The following is an 18,613-nucleotide window of genomic DNA, read 5'->3' on the forward strand; positions in this document are numbered from 1 at the left end:
GGCCACGGGGGCCACGGGGGCCACGGGGGCCACGGCCATGGCGGCCACCACGGTCATCCGCCCTGCCCGCCACCGCCTCCCCCGCCGTGCCCGCCCAAGCCCACCCCGCCCCCTCCCCCGCCGCCGGCCCCGAAGCCGACGCCCACCCCGACACCGCCGCCACCTCCACCGCCCCCGCCGCCACCCGCTCCGAAGCCGGTGCCCAAACCCCCCGAACCGGCCCCGCCTCCCGCGCGCCCGGCTCCCGTTCCCCCGGCCCCGAAACCGGCGCCCAAGCCGGTCCCCGAACCCGCCGCGAAACCGCCTTCGCCGCCGGCGCCCGCGCCTGCGCCGCCCCGGGTGATCCCCGTGGCCGCGCCCAAGAAGCCGGTCGCGCGCCCCTCGTACCACGCGGCGGCCCGCAAGCCGGTCGAGCGCCACATCTCACCGGTGACCTTCACCTTGATGACCGCGGCCCCCGCGGTGCTCGCGATCGTCGCGCTGCGCCCGCGCTAGAGCCGCCGTATTCCACCCCGTAATCGATTGGGAGTCATCTTGTCGGAATGGCTCGTCCTGTCCCTCGCGATGGCCGCGGCATGTGCCGTGGTGCTGTCCATCGCCTTCTTCAATCAGCGCCGGATCGGCGAGGACGACGATCCCAGCGAAACCCCCGATGTCATCGAGTACATGACGATGATGATCGGCGTGATCTACGCGATCGTGCTGGGCCTGGCGATCGCCGGCGTCTGGGAGGGCCGCGGGGCCGCCCAGGAGTACGTGCGCCAGGAATCGCAGGCCCTGCACGAGATCAGCGTCCGCTCCGAGGTCTACCCGGCCGAGGTCCGCAAGAAGATCAGGTCCGACGTGGACGCCTACGTGACCTACGTCGTCGACACCGAATGGAAGGAGATGGCCGAGAACGGCGAGCTGACGGACCGCAGCGGGGAGCTGCTGGACCGCATCCGCCGTGACGTGACGGACTACGAACCGCAGACCGATCACGAGGGCCAGGCGTACCAGCCGCTCGTGGACCAGGTAGCCGTGGTCGACGACGCCCGCAACGCACGGGGTCAGAGCGCCGGGGCCACCATGCCCGGGGTGGTCTGGTTCGGCCTGATCGCCGGGGCCCTGGTGACGGTGGGGCTGATCTTCACCCTGCAGATCAGGCGCTCGTTCCGGGAACTGCTGCTGGCCGGGCTGTTCAGCGCGCTGATCGCGTTCCTGCTGTTCCTCATCTGGGACTTCGACGCACCCTTCGGCCGGGGCATCGCCGCCACCGCCGAACCGTTCCTCTCCCAGTTCCCGCATCTGGGCCTGGGCGACTGACACCGCGTCGCCCCTGCGGCCGCAGCACAGCGCAGTGCAGCTCACCGCACCGCACCGGGGACCCACCGCGGCCCGGCAAACCGGGGACGGGCCTCCCGTCCCCGGTTCGGCCTACCGCCATGCCCCATTCGCCCGTTCCTGATCGCGGGTCACCGCGTCCGGACCTAGCGTGGCGGACATCGAGGCGCACGACCCCCCACGTGCGGAAACCGTTCCGCGGCTGCTCCTCGGGGATCCGGAGAATCAACCATGGGCGCGATACCCACCTCCCCCACAGCCCTGTTGGGCGCCGCCGCGGCGGGCGCCCTGCTCGTATTCGGCGCGGCGGCCGCGCCCGCCGCGCTTGCGGCCGAGGCCGCGCCCATCACCTCCTTCGGTTTCGCCATCACCCCCTCGACGGTCGCCCCCGGCGGCCAGGTGGTGCTGTCCGTCACCGGCTGCAACGCCGCCTTCGCCACCGTCTCCTCCGGCATCTTCGACACCGTGAGCATCGACCGGGGCAAGACCGCACGGGTCACCGTGGACCGGGACGCGCGGCGCGGAGCCCAGTACTCCGTCTCCTTCACCTGCGCCGGCGAGACCGGCTCGGCCGACCTCACGATCACCGGCGGCACCGGCAGGCCCACGACCAGTTCCACCGTCGGTGCCCGCAAGACCGCGAGCGCGGTGGCCGGTACGAGTACGGGAACCAGCGCCGGCACCGGTACGGGCGCTTCGCGCAGCGCCACCCTAGGCGTCCGCGGCGGCCTCGGCGGCAGTATCGCCGGGCTCGATCCCCTGGAACTCGGCGCCGGCGCGGGGCTCGTCCTCGGCGGGCTGGTCGGTCTCGGATACGCCCTGCGCCGCCGGGACATCCGCCGCATCCACTGACCGCGCCGCGCATCCGGCCGCACCCGGGCCGGCACACCCCCACAGCCCCACAGCCCCACACCCCCACACCCCCACACTCTCCACCCAAACGATCTCCCGAAAACGCCGGTCGCCCCGTGTCCTGGCCAGGACACGGGGCGACCGGCGGTTGTCCGGGCCGACCGGGGAGGTCGGCCGGTCAGGCCCGGCCGCGGATCGGGCGCCGGCGGCGCATCACGTGGGCACCGGCGCCGAGGGCCGCCGCACCGACGAGGCTCGCGCCGATGGCGGTCTCGGTGGTGGACGGGCCGAGGGAGCCGCCGATGCCGCCCTGGGCGCCGCGGCCGTCCAGGATGGTGAAGCGGTGCGTGGCGACCAGGCTGTTGTCGTGGCACTTGACCGACAGCGTGTGGTGCCCGGGCGAGGCGTGGTTGAAGATCCTGACGGTCGCGAAGCCGATGGAGCCGGCCGACAGGTTCGTCTGCGGAAAGTTGCCGTGCGAGAAGACGATGCCGCCGTGGCCGCAGCCGGCCGCGCTGACCTGCATCGTGGAGCCCTGGTGCACGGAGTAGGGGTTGACCGTGACGTTGCTGGGCCCGCCGTTGCCTCCCGAGGGCGGACCGCCCGCAGGGTTCGCGGTGGCGAAGGGGGAACTGAGGGCGATGGCGGCGCAAGTGGCCGCCGCGGTCACGGTAAGAGCGCGGAGAACACGCATGATGGAACCTCCAGCGGGAAGCGCCCCGGAGCGGTGGCCCGGGCAGATCGACGAGAACGCCTCCCATCACGAACCCTCGACCGGGTCCGCAACCAGCGCATTTCCACCTTTGGGCCGCAAGGTTGAGCGACACGCCGAAGCGCGGACGCGTTTGCTGACGGATCCGCAGGTCACGACCCGTCAGGCATTTATGTGACGATTACCTGGATGGGCGCACCCCTTCCGGCCCCACCACCCGTTCGCCCTTCCCCGATCGCCGTCCCGCACGCCCCGCCTTAGCGTGCGTGAAGTAGGGCGTGAAGGGGTGGGACAAGAACGCGGGTCGGGACCCCCGCGTCGGGAAGGGAGAACCATGCTCGAGGACGAGAGCGAGCGGCCACCGAGGAGACGCTCCCCCTGGGGTGCGATCGCGCTGGTCATGCTCAGCGGCCTCGCCATGATGCGCAACGGAGCCGAGGCCGGCGACGGACCCCCGCAGCCGGCCGCCGCCGCCGCGGTCAGCGCGCCGGCCGGGTCGGCGGTCGGGCCACAGGGCGACCAGGCACCCGCGGAGCCGCCCGTGCCGCCGCCGGACATGGAGGTGCTGAACCACTCGTCGGTCCAGCGCATCCGGATCCCGTCGATCAGCGTGGACGCACCGGTGATGACGGTCGGACTGGACGCGCAGGGCTGGATCGACGCGCCGCCCCCGCAGGACAAGAACCTGGCCGGCTGGTACCTCAACGGCATCTCGCCGGGCCAGCAGGGTTCGGCGGTGATCGTGGGCCACGTGGACAACGCTCAGGGCCCCGCGGTCTTCTACGGACTGGGCTCGGTGCAGAAGGGCAGCCGTATCGAGGTGGCGCGCTACGACGGCCGCACGGCGGTGTTCGAGGTGTACGGCGTGGAGGTCTTCTCCAAGAACACCTTCCCCGGATCCCGGGTCTACGGGGACACCGGACACCCGGAGCTCCGGGTGATCACCTGCGGCGGCGGCTACTCGAAGGGGCGCGGCTACGACGGCAACGTCGTCGTGTTCGCGCGGATGGTGGAGGCCCGCTGACCCACTCCCCCACCCGCGCGGCGGCGACGGACCGTGCCGCCGCCGCGCGGGGTACGCCGCTCAGCGTGACGGCAGCTCCGGCAGCGTCATCCGGAATCCCCGTCCGAGCAGGTGCGGCAGGTAGCTCGCCAGCGCCTGCACGCTCTGCGAGCGGTTGCCGCCCGCGTCGTGGTTCAGCACGATCACCCCGGGCGCGGCCTGCTTGAGGACCCGCGACACGATCGACGCGGTGCCCGGCTCCTTCCAGTCCAGGGTGTCCACGGTCCAGGCGAGCGGCTCCATGCCGAGCTCCGCGCCGATCTCGAAGGCGGCCCGGTTCCAGGCCCCGTAGGGCGCCCGGAACCACTGCGGAGCCGTGCCGACGGCCTGCTGGACGACCTCGCTCGTGCGGCCGATCTCGGAGGCCATCGCCGGTCTGCTGATCTTGGTGAGCTGCGGGTGGGTCCAGGTGTGGTTGCCGATGACGTGTCCCTCGGCCACCATCCTGCGCAGCAGATCCTTGTTGTCCACGGCCATTTCGCCGCAGACGAAGAACATGGCGCGGACGCCGTGGCGCGCGAGCGTGTCCAGGATGGCCGGGGTGTAGCGGGGGTCGGGGCCGTCGTCGAAGGTGAGGGTCATGGCGCTCGCCGACCCACTTCCCCGTTGGGCGTCGGCGGGGAGTTCAAGGATCGGCCGGGTCCGTACGGCGGGCTTCGCCGCGGGCGCGCGCTCCGGGGCCCCTGCGGAGGTCATCGGGTCGAGCCGGTACGGGGATCCGCGCGGGAACTGCGGCAGTCCGCCGGGGGCTCCGGTGAGGGGTCCGGGACCTGCGGCTCCGCCGGGTACCGCCCCGGGTCCGGTGCCTGCCGCGGGGGCCCCCGCGCCCGATGTCGGCAGGTCGGTTTCGCCGCCCGTCAGCAGCCCTGCGGCGGCGGCGACTCCGAGGAAGACGGCGGAACGCAGGAGCATGCGTCGCCCTACTGTCGGCTCGTCATTTTTCATTACTACTACGTATCAACGACATCGCCGCAGATGTCGAGAGGCGCGGACGCGGCCCTGGCCGCTCACCCGCTCGGAGCAGTCCCGGCGGTCACCGCCGCCGGTCACCACCGCCGGTCACCACCGCCGGGCGGCGCCCCCGGTCGGACCGCCCGTCAGCCCCGCCGCACCAGCGGGAACGGCAGCGTCTCCCGGATCGTCAGACCCGTGAGGAACATGACGAGGCGGTCGACCCCGATGCCCAGCCCGCCCGTCGGAGGCATCGCGTACTCCAGTGCGTCCAGGAAGTCGTTGTCGAGCTCCATCGCCTCCGGATCCCCGCCCGCCGCCAGCAGCGACTGCGCGGTCAGCCGGCGCCGCTGCTCGACGGGGTCGGTCAGCTCCGAGTAGGCGGTGCCCAGTTCGGTGCCGAAGGCCACCAGGTCCCAGCGCTCCGCGAGCCGGGGGTCCTTGCGGTGCTGCCGGGTGAGCGGGGAGACGTCGGTCGGGAAGTCCTTGTAGAAGGTGGGCAGCTTGGTCCGCTCCTCCACCAGCCGCTCGTACATCTCCAGGACCACGTCGCCCCGGGTGTTGTCGGGCGTGTGCGGCACGGCCGCGCGGTCGCACAGCCGCCGCAGGACGTGCTCCTCGGTGTCGGCGTCGACCTCCTCGCCCAAGGCCTCGCTGATCGCCCCGTACATGGTCTTGACCGGCCAGGGTCCTGAGATGTCGTGGACGACGAGCTTTCCGTCCGGTCCGGCCTTGTGCGCGATGGGCGAGCCGAAGGCGGCCGTGGCGGCGCCCTGGATCAGCTCGCGCGCCAGGTCGAGCATCACGTCGTAGTCCGCGAAGGCCTGGTAGGCCTCCAGCATCGTGAACTCGGGGTTGTGCTTGTAGGAGACGCCCTCGTTGCGGAAGGTGCGGCCCATCTCGAAGACCTTCTCCATGCCGCCCACGCACAGCCGCTTCAGGTACAGCTCGGGCGCGATGCGCAGGTACAGGTCGAGGTCGTAGGCGTTGATGTGGGTGCGGAACGGGCGGGCGTTGGCCCCGCCGTGGATCTGCTGGAGCATCGGGGTCTCGACCTCCAGGTAGCCCCGGTCCAGCAGCCCCTGCCGCAGGGCCTGGACGGCGCTGGACCGGGCCCGTACGACGTCGCGCGCCTCGGGGCTGGCGACCAGGTCGAGGTAGCGCCGGCGGACCTTGGCCTCGGGGTCGGCGAGTCCCTTGCGCTTGTCGGGCAGCGGGCGCAGGCACTTGCCGGTGAGCTGCCAGGAGTCGACGATCACGGACAGTTCGCCGCTCTTGCTGGCGCCGACCTCGCCGCTCGCGACGACGTGGTCGCCGAAGTCCACCTGGGAGGTGAAGGTGTCGAGCACGGAGGCGCCCGCCTCGTCCCGGGTGAACATCAGCTGGACGTCTCCCGACCAGTCCCGCAGGACGGCGAACACCACGCCGCCGAGGTCGCGTACGACCATCACGCGTCCGGCGAGGGTGACGGGCGAGCCGGTGCGGGCGCCGGGCGGGTAGCCGGGGTGCGCGGCCTTGAGCTCGGCGACGGTGTGGGTGCGCTGCGGGATGCCGACGGGGTACGGGTCGGTGCCGGCGGCCCGGATCCGCTCCAGCTTGTCGTGCCGGACCCGGACCTGTTCGGGCAGCCGCTCGGGCCGCCCGCCGTCGGTGTCCTCCTCCCCTACGGATTCCAGCCCTAGGGATTCGATGGGCGGCAGGCCGGCGGTGGTGGCGGGGGCGGTGAGCCCGCGCGGGTGGCCGTTGCCCCACAGGGTGCGCATGCTCGGCACGGAGACGAACCCCTCGGCGATGCCGGAGGCGAGGCTGACCCGGGCGAGCGAGCCGGCGTCCTGGAAGCAGAGGAACCGCGGGTACCACTCGGGGCCGTACTTGACGTTCGAGCGGTACAGCGCCTCCAGCTGCCACCAGCGGGAGAAGAAGAGCAGCAGCTTGCGCCACACCTTCAGGACGGGACCGGCGCCGATCCGGCCGCCCTCTTCGAAGGCGGAGCGGAAGACGGCGAAGTTGAGGGAGATGCGGCGCACGCCCAGGCCCGGGGCGGCCGCGCAGAGCTCGGCGATCATGAATTCCATGATCCCGTTGGGGGCGGCCCGGTCGCGGCGCATCAGGTCGAGGGAGATGCCGTCCTTGCCCCAGGGCACGAAGGAGAGCAGGGCGATCAGCTCGCCCTGGTCGTCGAAGGCCTCCACGAGCAGGCAGTCCCCGTCGGCGGAGTCCCCGAGCCGGTCCAGGGCCATGGAGAAGCCGCGTTCGGTCTCGGTGTCGCGCCATTTGTCGGCCCGGTCCACGATCATCTGCATCTCGTCCTCGGAGAGGGCGGAGTGGCGGCGGATGACGGTGCCGGCTCCGGTGCGCTTGACCCGGTTGACGGCCTGGCGGGTGACGCGCATGTCGCGGCCGTCGAGGTCGAAGTGGGCGACGTGCAGGATGGCCTCGTCGCCGAGCTGGAGGGCCCCGAGCCCGGAGCGGGCGTACGCCCTCGCCCCCTCCTCGGAGGCGCCCATGACGGCGGGCTGCCAGCCGTAGCGGCGGGCGACGGCGAGCCAGGCGTCGATGGCGGGGGTCCACGCGGCGGGGTCGCCGACGGGGTCGCCGCTGCCGAGGCAGACGCCGGCCTCGACCCGGTAGGTGACGGCGGCCTTGCCGTTCGGGGCGAACACGACGGCCTTGTCGCGACGGGTGGCGAAGTAGCCGAGGGAGTCGTTGCGTCCGTAGGCGCCCAGCAGTGCCCGGATGCGGGGCTCTTCGTCCCCGTGCAGGGCGGCGGTCAGCCGCTGGGAGCGGAAGAGGGTGGCGGCGGCGTTCAGCAGGGCGAGGGCGCCGAAGAGGCCGAGCAGGAAGTACAGGGGCCTGGGCGGGTGGCCGTCGAACTGCCGGGCCGAGAAGAGCCCGCCGAAGACCTGCTTGGCGGACCAGTCCAGCCACTGCCCCTTGGGCAGGCTTCCCGGGAACAGCGCGACCAGGCCCCAGCCGAGGAAGACGGCCGCGAGCAGGCCGAGGCCGAGCACGAGCATGGCCCGCCACAGGGCCCCGGGCCGGGAGGCGGCGTTGAACTCCTTGCGCGCGGCGATCAGGATCGCGAGGGCGGCCACGGCCAGGGCCATGGAGGAGAAGCCCACCCAGTAGTCCTCTTCGGCCACGGTCAGCACGTCGACGAGGACCAGCAGGGCCAAATAGGTGACGACGATCCACCAGGCGACCTTCTTGCGCATGCCGAGTGCGGCGGCGAGGAGGAAGAGGAAGACGGCGTAGGCGAGGTTCGCGCTGACCGGCACGACGATGGCGTCGAGGAAGCGCACGACGGGCCGCAGCAGGCGGCGCAGCGTCGGGGAGAGCGCCAGCAGGGCACAGAACAGCCCGAGCGTTCCGAAGAACGCTCCGAAGGCGTCGGGCACCCGGTTCAGGAAGCGGCTGCTGCTCCCGCGCGTCCCGCGCGTCTCCTCCACGGTGGCACTCATGGTTCGCACTGTAAGGAGGGCCGCGCCCGTTCGCGCGGTAAGCCGATTAGCCTCGGAAGGGTGACGGAGCACGTGGGTACAGGATTCGAGCGCGGTACGGACGGTCCGAAGGTGATCCTCGCCGGGGTGGACGGTTCGCAGTCCTCGCTCCGCGCGGCCGCCTACGCGGCGGGGCTGGCCCGGCGGCAGAACGCGCTGCTGGCGCTGGTGTACGTCCAGCCGGTGATGCCGGCCGGGGCCTCGCTGGGGGCTCCGGTGTCCGAGGCCACCGAGGAGATCGCGGAGGGGCTGGTGGCCGAGATCCGGGAGTCCGCGGAGCGGCTGAAGGGCGTCTACGACGTCCGCTGGCAGTTCCACACCTTCCGCGGGGACGCGTACGCCGGGCTCGTGAGCGCGGCGGAGGAGCTGATGGCGGACGCGGTGGTGGTCGGGGCCTCGGAGCAGGCCGGGCACCGGATCGTGGGCTCGGTGGCGATCCGCCTGGTGAAGGCGGGGCGCTGGCCGGTCACGGTGGTCCCGTAGGCCGAGGTCCTTCCCGGCACCGCCCTGCCGCGGTCTGACGGCTCTTCCGGGCCTACTTCGCCATCGTCAGCCCGTCCTTCGCCGCGCCACGGCCGAGGACGGCCTCGGTGATCTCGTCGAGGGCCTCCTCGTATTCCCGGGCGGCCTCGCGGCCGGGCGACTGGGCGAGGGCGGCGGGGAGGTTGACGACGCGGCCCGCGCCGAGGTCCATCATCTGCGGGACGAACTCGGCCTTGGTGACCTGCCAGCGCTGCCCGGGGGCGGCCGGCGGGGCGAAGGTGAAGCGGCCGATGGAACCGTAGTTGCCGCGCATGTCCCGTGCGCCGCTGTGGTTGAACATCTCCCCGGCCACCTGGTCGCCCATGCCGTAGACGATCCAGGTCCCGTTGACCTTCTCGTACGCCTGCGGGATGTGGGCGTGCGTTCCGAGGATCATGTCCACGTCGGGGCGGCCGCCGCTCTGCGAGGCGGTCAGCGCCTTGCCGAGCGCGAGCTGCTTCTCGTCCGGTTCGGTCTGCCATTCCGTGCCCCAGTGGAGACTGACGAGGACCACGTCGGCGCCCGCCTTCCGGGCCGCCCGGGAGTCCGCGATGATCTTCTCCTGCTCCATCAGGTTGACCGCCCAGGGCTGGCCCTCGGGCATCGGGTAGCCGTTGGTGTCGTACGTGTAGGCGAGGTGCGCGACCTTCGCGGAGCCCGCCGCGTACATGGTCACGGTGCCCGCCTCGGCCGCCGTACGGGCCGAACCCGCGTGCTTCAGACCGACCTTGTCGAACCGGTCGAGGGTGCGCTTCAGGCCGGCGCCGCCGCCGTCGAGGGTGTGGTTCGAGGCCGTGGAACAGCCGTCGTACCCGGCGTCCTCGAGGCCGTCGGCGACCTCGGGCGGGGACTGGAAGGCGGGGTAGCCGGTGAACGGGCCGCCGTCCGGCCCGTAGATGGTCTCCATGTGGCATAGGGCCAGGTCGGCGGCCGAGACGATCGGCTTGACCGCGGAGAACATCGGCCGGAAGTCGTAGCCGTCGCCGTCCGCGTCGGAGGCCGCCCGCCGGATGACCGACTCGTGGGGCAGCACGTCGCCGCTCGCGACGAGGGTGAACCCCTTCCCGGCGGGGGCCGTGGTCGATCCGGGAGCGCCGGAGGGCGCCTGGGCGGGCCGCGAGCCGGTGAGGCGGGCCGGCGCGTCCGTACCGGCGGAGCAGCCGGCTACGGCCGACAGCACCACGGCGGTCAGGAGTGCGAGGGCGTGGCGGGTGCGCGCGGTCATCTGTCCCAGCTCTCCTTGATTAGTACGACAACCTGATGTTCCGTCAATCCATAGAAAGAGACGCCTGAAGTCAAGAAGCGGCTCCGCCGCGCGACCGCGCACTCACTCCAATGGCCGTTCGGCGCGCCGTTCGACCGTTCACCGCCCCTCGCGGCCGCCCACCGGATGACGCGGGTGCTTGGGCGCACCGTCCGGGCGGGACGGTTCCGGGCGGGCCCGGTGCAGGTCAGGGTGGATCCGTCGACCTCGACCGACCCCCGCACCGACCCCCGGAAGGAGCCTCCCGTGCCCCTTGCCCCCACCCTGCGACGCACCGATCCCGAGGCACTGGCCGAACTCCAGCACGAACACGGACGGGCCCTGTTCGGTTTCCTGCTGGGCCTCACGGCCGGTGACGCCCAGCGCGCGGAGGACCTCGCGCAGGAGACGCTCCTGCGCCTCTGGCAGCATCCGGAGGTGCTGGGAAGCGACTACGAGTCCCTGCGGCCCTGGCTGTTCACCGTGGCCCGGCGGCTCGCCATCGACGCCCGCCGGGCACGCCTGTCCAGGCCCCTGGAGGTGGACCCCGAGGGGCTGGACCAGGCACCGGCGCCGGGGGACGCGGTGGCGGGCTCGGTGACCGCCATCGACGTACGGCGGGCGGTGGGATCACTGGGCCCGGAGCACCGGGACGTGCTGGTGCAGGTCTACTTCCAGGACCGCTCCGTGGCCGAGGCCGCGGCCGAGCTCGGCATACCGGCGGGGACGGTCAAGTCCCGTACGTACTACGCCCTGCGCGCCCTGCGGAAGGGCCTCCAGGGCTACGGGTACGGACTCGGTGCCTGAGGACCGGCGCCGGAGGGCGTTGTCAGTACCGACAGGGAGACTCGCGGGATGACGAACAGCTCCGAGATCACCGCCTACTGGGACACCGCCGCGCCCCGCTTCGACGAGGAGCCGGACCACGGCCTGCGGCCCCAGGAAACCCGCGACGCGTGGGCCGGTCTCCTCGGCTCCTGGCTGCCTGCCGGACCGCTCGACGTCCTCGACGTGGGCTGCGGAACCGGATCGCTGTCCCTGCTGGCGGCCGAAGCCGGGCACCGGGTCACCGGCGTGGACCTCTCCCCGCGGATGGTCGGGCTCGCCCGGGCGAAACTGGCCGCCGCCGGTCTGCCGGGCCGGTTCCTGGTCGGCGACGCCGCCGCCCCGCCCACCGGCGGCCGGCGGTTCGACGTCCTGCTCTCCCGCCACCTGGTGTGGACCCTGCCCGCCCCCGAGGCCGCGCTCGGCGACTGGACCCGACGACTGCGCCCCGGCGGCACCCTCGTCCTCGTCGAGGGCCGCTGGCGCGAAGCCGGTGCGGACGCGACGCCCTACGTACCCGGCGCCGAGACCCTGCCCTGGGCCGGCGGCATCGGCGCCGACGAACTCGCCGCCGCCGTAAGGCCGCTCGTCACCACCCTGCGCGTCGAACCCCTCGGCGGCAACGCGGCCTTGTGGGGGCGCGCGGTGACCGATGAACGCTACGCCGTGATCGCCACGGTCTGACCGCCCCGGCCCCAGCGGGCGACACCACGGCCGGACGTACGACGAATGCGTCAAAGAATGGCCTGAACGCCCGCGAAGCGGACACGAACCGCATCGAAACCGGCATCGGTGCGTTCAAGTTGAGTAAACATCCCCCGCTCGACGAGCCGCGCAGGGAAGGCTCGGCGTTGACGGCGGGAAGACGCGACGCATGCGGGAGAAGGTGGAACGGTGCAGCCCGAGGGTACGAACGGCACCAGTGACGGTGGGCTCGCGGTGCCCATGGCATGGCTCTACGCGGAGTACATCGCCGACGAACTGCTGCGCACGGGCCGGCTGATCCCGGTCAGCACCCTGGAGTTCCGCGCCGGACGCGACACGCTCGCGCTGACCATCTACCTCTCGGACGCCGCCGGCGAACTCTCCGGGATCCGGGTCGTCTCGCAGCTCGACGAGTGGATGTCGCTGACGGCGTACGGGCACCCCTGGCGCGACTGGGTCCACACCCGGTTCCTCGCGCTGGGCGAGGAGGCCCGCGAGCGCGGCCGGGGCGAGGACCCCGACCTGGAGCTGGCCCGGGCCGCCTGGCGCTGGCTGGACCACACGGAGCTGTTCGCCACCAACCTCGACCCGGGACGCCACGGCCACGCCGACACCCCGCCGGGCCTGGACGAGAACGCCCGGGTCTGGACCCCGGCCTGGCAACTCGGGCTCCCGCTCGGGCATTTGGCGATGCACCTGTTCTGAGCCCGAGGGACCCGCCCCACCGCTTCCCGGCCCGCCGCCGCCCGGCCCGCTACTCCGGTCGGCGCGGCGGCCCCGGCGGCTCCGACGGGTCGGTGACCAGCCCGGTGAAGTCGGCCTCGTTGCGCTCGGCCCGGATCACGTACGCGCGGGCGACCCACCACAGCACCGGGTACACCAGGACCCCGAGCACGACCCAGACCAGCGGGCCCGACGCCACCCGCGGGACCAGGAACAGCAGGGGCAGCAGGCCCACCAGGAGGACGAGCGCGGCCAGGGCGCCGAGCCCGGCGCGGAGCTGGCTGCGCATGAGGGCCCGTACGTAGGTGGCGCCGAGGGTGGTCTGCTCGGAGATCTCGGAGCGGGCCGGCGTGTGCGCGGGGGGCCTGCGGCGGCTGCCGCGCGGGACCCCGGTGACGACCTCCCGCCGGGGCGGCTGCGGCTGCTGCTCCTCGGCCATGGGCCGGAGTCTAACCGGAGCCGGGCCGACCGGAACCCTCCCGGGAAGGCTCCGGAACCTACTTCAGCAGCTTCGACAGCCGCCGGTCGGCGAGCGGCTTCCCGCCGGTCTGGCAGGTCGCGCAGTACTGGAGCGAGGAGTCGGCGAAGGAGACCGAGCGGACGGTGTCCCCGCACACCGGGCAGGGTTCGCCCGCGCGGCCGTGGACCCGCATCCCGCTCTTCTTCTCGGCCTTGAGCCGTCCGGCGGCCACCCCGTGCGCCCGCTCGACGGCCGTACGCAGGGTCTCCTCGACGGCCGCGTACAGCTGGTCCACCTGCGCCTCGTCGAAGGAGGCGGCCAGTTTGAAGGGCGAGACCTTGGCGTGGTGGAGGATTTCGTCGCTGTAGGCGTTGCCGATGCCCGCGATGACGCTCTGGTCGCGCAACACGCCCTTGATCTGCCGCCGTTCCCCGGCGAGCAGCGCGCCGAAGGCCTCGCGGCCGAAGTCCCCGGCGAGCGGGTCCGGGCCCAGCCGGGCGATGCCGGGAACATCCTGCGGATCACGGACCACGTACACGGCGAGCCGCTTCTGGGTCCCGGCCTCGGTGAGGTCGAAGCCGCCGCCGCCCTCCAGGACGAGGCGCAGGGCGAGCGGCCCTTTGCCGGGGCGCGGCGGCCGGTCGGGAACGGTGTCGATCCAGCGCAGCCAGCCGGCCCGGGCGAGGTGGGTGACGAGGTGCAGTTCGCCGATCCGCAGGGCGAGGAACTTGCCGTACCGGGCCGTGGCTCCGGCCCGCTGCCCTTCGAGCGCGGTCAGGGGCGGGTCATACGTCTTGAGCACGCTCACGGCGAGCGGGAGGACGCGCTCCACCACCCGCCCGGCGAGGTGCTCGTCGAGGAACTCCCTCAGGGCCTCGACCTCGGGCAGCTCGGGCATGCCCCCAGCCTGCCGTGGCCTCAGGCGAAGCGCGAGCTGGGCACCGGGCCCGGGGAGCCGATCCGGTCCCGGGGGCCGGTCAGCCAGCCGGGTGCGAGGGCGGCTGCGTAGGCCCGGAAGGCCTCGTCGGTATCGGGCGGGGTCGCCCCGTCGCCCTCGTCCGGGGTGGGGTCGGCGGCGGCGATGTCGCGGGCGATGTCCGCCTCGGGGCGGGCGTCGTCCTTCCACGGCTCCGTGACGAGCTGCGCCTGCAGCGCGCTGAAGTCCGCGCTGACCTGCGGCGGACTGGTCCACCGCGTGACGTGCTCGTACAGGATCTGCCCGTCGGCGCGCTCCCCGAGCCCGGGGTCCGCGTCCGCGAGGTCGTACGCGACGACGAGGGTGTCGGTCCGGCCGGGCTCGTACGGTACGGCGGGCAGCGCGAGTACGGTCGCGGCGGCGAGGCCCAGGATCCGGTCGGAGCGGCCGGGCAGCAGCGAGACCGTGGTGGGGCGGTGCCCGGTGGCCTCCAGGGCCACGGCGAGGCGGGCGAGGCCGTGGCGGCAGGTCTCGTGGCTGTCGCCGAGGAAGGCGTAGCGGCCCCTCATGCCGGCGTCGTAGCCGTACGGAGAGAGGGTGCCGAGCAGGGTCCCGGTGAGCGCGAACTGCCAGCCGCGCAGGTCCGTGGAGTCCAGTGGTCCGACGGTGGCGGCGAGTTCGGCGCGCGCGAGCATCCGGCGCTGGCGGGCGTGGGCCCAGCTCCAGGTGTCCTCCTCGGGGGCGGGCAGTCGGCCGGCGGCGGCGCGGGCGCCGGGCAGGTCCCCGGCGAGGAGGGTGTGGTGGACGAGCAGGTACGTCTCCGGCCAGGCGGGGAGCCGGTCTCCGCGGGCGGCGAGCAGGGCCGCGGCCTCGGCGTGCCGTGCCTCGTCCTCCAGGGCGGAGACGAGCTCGGTGAGCAGCGGGCGCGCGTCCGGGACCAGCGCGAGCGCGGCACGCAGTGGGGCTATGCCGAGGAAGGCGATGCCGTGTTCGACGCAGCCGTAGCCGAGGTGGTAGAGGGCCTGCGGGTCGTCCGGCCGTTTGGCGGCGGTCTTGGCCGCCTTGGCCAGGTCCTTGAAACCGGCCGCATCGGCCAGCGCCCGGACCGCCCGGGCGAGTTCGGTGAGGGGGAGGGTCTCGGCGCGAGGGCGCAGCGACCGTACGGCGCCGGGCAGATCGCCGGATTTCAGCAGGGTGCGGACCTCGTCCAGGGTGTCAGTCATCGCCATCGATCATCGACGCGTACCCGGTGGCCCCGCAACGGACTTTCGGCCCGGCCGGTGCGCCGGAGGACCCGGCCGGCCGGTTCGTGTCACGGCATCGTGAACTCGCACCACACGCACTTGCCGCTCCCCCGCGGTTCCACGCCCCAGACGTCCGCCAGCCGGTCCACCAGCATCAGGCCGCGTCCCGAGACCCCGGAGTCGCCCGCCTCCCTGCGCCGGGGCAGGGCGCTGGAGCGGTCCTCGACCTCCACGCGGAGTCTGCGTTCGGGGCCGGTCAGGACCCGCAGCGTCACGATGGCGGGACCGTCGGTGTGCATGAGGGCGTTGACGATGAGCTCGTCGGCGATCAGCTCGATCTCGTCCGAACGGTCCCGCGCGCCCCACGCCCGCACCGCCGCGCCGATCATGTGGCGGGCCGACACGAGGGCTTCCGGATCGCCGGGGGCCACGTGCTGCTGGAGCCGGCCGCCCGCCTGCTGGGCCTCCTCCGCGTCGCGGCGCAGGAGCAGCAGCGCCATGTCGTCGTCGCCGCCCCGGTCGTCCACGACCTCGCACAGCCGGTCCGCGAGCAGGGCCAGGTCGGCAGGTCCGGTGCGGACGAGGGAGGCGAGGAGGCGGATGCCGTCGTCGAGGTCGGCGCCGGGCTGCTCCACCAGGCCGTCCGTGCACAGCAGAAGCGTTTCCCCCGGTCCCATCTCGACCGTGGTCACCGGATACTCCAGCAGCCCGAACTCCGCGGACAGCCCCAGCGGCATTCCGCCCTCCACCGCGAGGCGCCCGCACTCCCCGTCCAGGGTGCGCATCAGGGGGTCGATGTGGCCGGCCCGGACCAGTTGCAGCACCCCGGTCGAGAGGTCGGCCTCCACGTACGTGCAGGTGGCGAAACGGTCGGTGTCCAGCTCGTGCAGGAAGACGGAGGCCCTGGCCATGACGGTGCCCGGCGAGTGGCCTTCGGCGGCGTAGGCCCGCAGTACGATCCGCAACTGGCCCATGACCGCCGCCGCGTGGGTGTCGTGGCCCTGGACGTCGCCGATGACCGCGCCGACCCGGCCGCCGGGCAGCGGGATGACGTCGTACCAGTCGCCGCCGATGTCCCGGCCCATCCGGGCCGAGCGGTACCGTACGGCGATCTCGGCGCCCGGAACCGAGGGGATCCGGCGCGGCAGCATCGCCTGCTGGAGCCCCTCCGCCAGATCGTGCTCCTGCTCCAGCAGCATCGCCCGCTGGAGGCTCTGCGCGATGCTGCTGCCGAGCGCGACGAGCAGGTTCCGCTCCTCCTGGGTGAAGCCGGCCTTGTCCCGGTAGAGCAGGCCGATCGCGCCGATCGGGCGGGCCTGGGCGATCAGCGGCAGGTAGGCGGCCGCCGAGATGTGCATGGACGAGATCTTCGCCCAGAGCCCGGGGTACCCGGCGGCGAACTCGGCCGCGGAGTCCAGGAAGCGCGGCTGGAGCGAGCGCACCACCTCGCTCATCGGATACTGCTCGTCGATGCGGGTGTAGCGGGTGCCGGGGACGAAGCTGCCCGCGGGGCCCTCGGCGACGAGGTGGATCCGGCCCGCTTCGACCAGTCCCATCACCATGCCCATGGACCCGAGCCGCTCCAGGCCGTGGGCGTCGCCGAGGGCGTCGATGACGTCCTGGACGGTGCGGGCGTGCGCGAGCGCGGCGGTGGTGGACTCGACCACGGAGGTCTGGCGGCGCCGCTCCTCGTCCAGCCCGAGGCGCTCCGCCGAATGACTGAGCTCCTCGGTGGCGTCCCGGACGATTCCGATGATCCGGTACGGGCGGCCGTCCGGGCCGCGCATGACCCGTCCCTGGGTGTGCGTCCAGCGCAGTTCGCCGTCGTGGCAGCGGATCCGGAAGTAGGCGCCGTAGCTGTCGACCCCGCTCTTGAGGGCCGAGGAGACCAGTGCGTCGAGCCGGGCGCCCTCCGCGGGCGGGACGCGCGGCGCCAGGGAGCCGGGCCTGCCGTCGTACTCCTCCGGGGTGGTGTCGAAGACGTCGAGGGCGGCCGAGTCCATGTGCATCAGACCGGTGACCAGGTCCCAGTCGAAACTGCCCATGCGGTTCAGCGAGAGCGACCGGTCCGGATGTGCGGGCCAGTCCTCCGGCAGCGATACGGCGGTCGGCACCGGTCCACCATGACACACGGGCCGGTCAGGCGCTCTCCAGGTACTGGCCGTCGTACGGGTCCGAGGGCTGCTGCTCGGGGACGGAGTAGGGGTCGGCGTACGGGTCCCCGTAGGGCTCGGCGTACGGGTCCGCGTACGGATCGCTCGGCTGCGGCGACGCCCCGTCGGGGCCGACCAGGGTCCCGGGGTCGCTCGGGGTCTGGCCGGGCAGGTCGGAGGGGATGTCGGTGGGCACGTCGGAGGGCTGGTCGGTGGCGGGCGGCGGGGCGGTGGGCGGGCCCGAGGGGATGCCGGACGAGGGCTGGTCGGGCGACACCGGCGTGTTCGGGGTGTTCGGGGCAGTCTGCGGGGGGCTCGGCGGGCAGTCGGCCGCGTTCGGGTCGGGGCTGCGGCCGGGGCTCGGCGGGCCGGTGGGGGGCGGCTCGGTGCGGGCGAGGCTGTTGCTCTCCGGGGTGCGGCACGGGGCGGTCGGCTCGGTGCCGGGCGGGGTCGCGGGCCCGGTGGGGATCCCGTCGGCCGGGTCGAACGGGGGCGGCGTCCGCGGGGTGCGGTCCTGGGCCCCGTCGTCGCCGGCCGTGCGCTCGATCCAGGTGTTGTCGGCGATGTTGACGATGACCAGGTTGTTGATCACCTGCATGGTCGGCTCGATGACCACGACCTGGGTGGGCTGGTAGCCGCTCCAGGGCTCCCCCTTGAGCACCGGCGCGCCGGGTGCGGCCCGCGGCGCGAGCAGCGGGTTCCCGCAGGCGCAGCGGACGCGGGGCATTCCGTGGTCGTCCACGAGGACGGCGGTGCCGGCCTGCAGGACGGACTGGAAGGCGTTGGGCTTGCCGCCGACGAAGCCGTGGTTGGTCACCCGGGTGTCGGCGCGCAGCACGACGGGGGTGAGGCCGCGCAGGAAGTCGGGGATCTGTTCCTGTTGCACCTGGGAGGCATCGGCGAAGGCGCGGGCCTTGGCGTCGTCGGCGGTCAGGGACTGGACCTGCGCCTCCACGTCGCAGCTTCCGAGCCGCTGGGTTCCGCCGTACAGGCCGGGGGTGGCCGCGTTGACGGTACGGATGCCCTGGCCGGTCGCGTTGGGCAGCGGGGGCTGGACGGGGGCCGATTCACCGGTGGCGGAGGAGGAGGTGAAGGGGTCGGGCCCGGCCGAGGCCACGGGCTGGAGGTGGACGTCCTGGCTCTCGGCGGCGGGGCCCTTGGTCCGCCCCTCTTCGCCGGAGGCCCCACAGGCCGCGGCGAGGAGTCCGAGGACGGTGAAGAGGGCCGCACGGGCCGGTGCGTGACGACGCGGCGCCTGACGAGGTGTCGGTGCGTACACGTTGCATCTCCCTTTTCGCCCCGGTTGCTCCCTCTTGTCTGCCGTATGTCCGGAGCCGCCGCAACCGGAGATCACGCACCCGGACCCTCTCTTGAACATGTTCAAGAGAGGGTCTAGGCTCACGATCGTGAGTTGAACGCGT

17 protein-coding genes are annotated in these 18,613 nt (G+C 73.1%); 8 read left to right on the top strand and 9 right to left on the bottom strand.

Annotation, left to right across the window (positions count from 1 at the left end; genetic code table 11):
* The first annotated feature begins 348 nt into the window (after positions 1-348).
* The 3 genes from OG276_RS04015 (at position 349) to OG276_RS04025 (ending at position 2,175) form a co-directional block, all read left to right on the top strand.
* Positions 349-495: a hypothetical protein gene (locus tag OG276_RS04015; RefSeq protein WP_266902780.1), complete on the top strand. Its 147-nt coding sequence runs from the start codon at positions 349-351 to the stop codon at positions 493-495.
* Positions 496-534: 39 nt separating this feature from the next.
* Entirely contained in the window at positions 535-1,305 is a 771-nt protein-coding gene (locus tag OG276_RS04020; RefSeq protein ID WP_266902782.1) for a DUF4239 domain-containing protein, read from the top strand.
* A gap of 249 nt (positions 1,306-1,554) precedes the next feature.
* Positions 1,555-2,175 (top strand): hypothetical protein, encoded by a 621-nt coding sequence (locus OG276_RS04025; RefSeq protein WP_266902784.1) that lies wholly within the window; start codon positions 1,555-1,557, stop codon positions 2,173-2,175.
* A gap of 178 nt (positions 2,176-2,353) precedes the next feature.
* Here the strand turns inward: OG276_RS04025 and OG276_RS04030 are convergent, their stop codons facing one another.
* Positions 2,354-2,869, bottom strand: a complete 516-nt coding sequence (locus OG276_RS04030) for a hypothetical protein (RefSeq protein ID WP_266902786.1) — start codon at positions 2,867-2,869, stop codon at positions 2,354-2,356.
* Positions 2,870-3,221: 352 nt separating this feature from the next.
* On the opposite strand from OG276_RS04030, the gene OG276_RS04035 reads away from it, so the two are divergent.
* Entirely contained in the window at positions 3,222-3,911 is a 690-nt protein-coding gene (locus tag OG276_RS04035) for a class F sortase (protein ID WP_266902788.1), read from the top strand.
* A 60-nt stretch (positions 3,912-3,971) separates the two neighbouring features.
* On the opposite strand, the gene OG276_RS04040 is transcribed toward OG276_RS04035, so the two are convergent.
* Both OG276_RS04040 and lysX read right to left on the bottom strand, forming a co-directional pair.
* Positions 3,972-4,862: a polysaccharide deacetylase family protein gene (locus tag OG276_RS04040; protein WP_323182307.1), complete on the bottom strand. Its 891-nt coding sequence runs from the start codon at positions 4,860-4,862 to the stop codon at positions 3,972-3,974.
* Between the two features lie 185 nt (positions 4,863-5,047).
* Positions 5,048-8,362, bottom strand: coding sequence for a bifunctional lysylphosphatidylglycerol synthetase/lysine--tRNA ligase LysX (gene lysX, locus OG276_RS04045; RefSeq protein ID WP_266902792.1), 3,315 nt, complete (start codon positions 8,360-8,362; stop codon positions 5,048-5,050).
* 60 nt (positions 8,363-8,422) lie between these two features.
* Here lysX and OG276_RS04050 point away from each other — a divergent pair, with 60 nt between their 5' ends.
* Positions 8,423-8,884, top strand: coding sequence for a universal stress protein (locus OG276_RS04050; RefSeq protein ID WP_266902794.1), 462 nt, complete (start codon positions 8,423-8,425; stop codon positions 8,882-8,884).
* 52 nt (positions 8,885-8,936) lie between these two features.
* On the opposite strand, the gene OG276_RS04055 is transcribed toward OG276_RS04050, so the two are convergent.
* Positions 8,937-10,148, bottom strand: coding sequence for a CapA family protein (locus OG276_RS04055; RefSeq protein WP_266902796.1), 1,212 nt, complete (start codon positions 10,146-10,148; stop codon positions 8,937-8,939).
* A 285-nt stretch (positions 10,149-10,433) separates the two neighbouring features.
* On the opposite strand from OG276_RS04055, the gene OG276_RS04060 reads away from it, so the two are divergent.
* The 3 genes from OG276_RS04060 (at position 10,434) to OG276_RS04070 (ending at position 12,401) form a co-directional block, all read left to right on the top strand.
* Entirely contained in the window at positions 10,434-10,973 is a 540-nt protein-coding gene (locus tag OG276_RS04060; RefSeq protein WP_266902798.1) for a sigma-70 family RNA polymerase sigma factor, read from the top strand.
* Between the two features lie 48 nt (positions 10,974-11,021).
* A complete protein-coding gene (locus OG276_RS04065; RefSeq protein ID WP_266902800.1) occupies positions 11,022-11,675 on the top strand; it encodes a class I SAM-dependent methyltransferase in 654 nt (217 codons plus the stop codon).
* 261 nt (positions 11,676-11,936) lie between these two features.
* Positions 11,937-12,401, top strand: coding sequence for a hypothetical protein (locus OG276_RS04070; protein ID WP_243341408.1), 465 nt, complete (start codon positions 11,937-11,939; stop codon positions 12,399-12,401).
* Between the two features lie 49 nt (positions 12,402-12,450).
* On the opposite strand, the gene OG276_RS04075 is transcribed toward OG276_RS04070, so the two are convergent.
* The 5 genes from OG276_RS04075 to OG276_RS04095 all read right to left on the bottom strand — a co-directional run bounded on the left by OG276_RS04075 (position 12,451) and on the right by OG276_RS04095 (position 18,471).
* Complete coding sequence (locus tag OG276_RS04075) at positions 12,451-12,858, bottom strand: hypothetical protein (protein ID WP_266902802.1); 408 nt, start codon at positions 12,856-12,858, stop codon at positions 12,451-12,453.
* A 58-nt stretch (positions 12,859-12,916) separates the two neighbouring features.
* Complete coding sequence (locus tag OG276_RS04080) at positions 12,917-13,777, bottom strand: Fpg/Nei family DNA glycosylase (RefSeq protein WP_266902804.1); 861 nt, start codon at positions 13,775-13,777, stop codon at positions 12,917-12,919.
* Positions 13,778-13,797: 20 nt separating this feature from the next.
* Positions 13,798-15,018: a hypothetical protein gene (locus OG276_RS04085; protein WP_266902806.1), complete on the bottom strand. Its 1,221-nt coding sequence runs from the start codon at positions 15,016-15,018 to the stop codon at positions 13,798-13,800.
* A gap of 89 nt (positions 15,019-15,107) precedes the next feature.
* A complete protein-coding gene (locus tag OG276_RS04090; RefSeq protein ID WP_266902808.1) occupies positions 15,108-17,171 on the bottom strand; it encodes a SpoIIE family protein phosphatase in 2,064 nt (687 codons plus the stop codon).
* Positions 17,172-17,178: 7 nt separating this feature from the next.
* Positions 17,179-18,471: a DUF6777 domain-containing protein gene (locus OG276_RS04095; protein ID WP_266902810.1), complete on the bottom strand. Its 1,293-nt coding sequence runs from the start codon at positions 18,469-18,471 to the stop codon at positions 17,179-17,181.
* Positions 18,472-18,613 lie beyond the last annotated feature (142 nt).

The sequence above is a fragment of the Streptomyces sp. NBC_00086 genome (assembly GCF_026343255.1).
GTDB lineage: Bacteria > Actinomycetota > Actinomycetes > Streptomycetales > Streptomycetaceae > Streptomyces.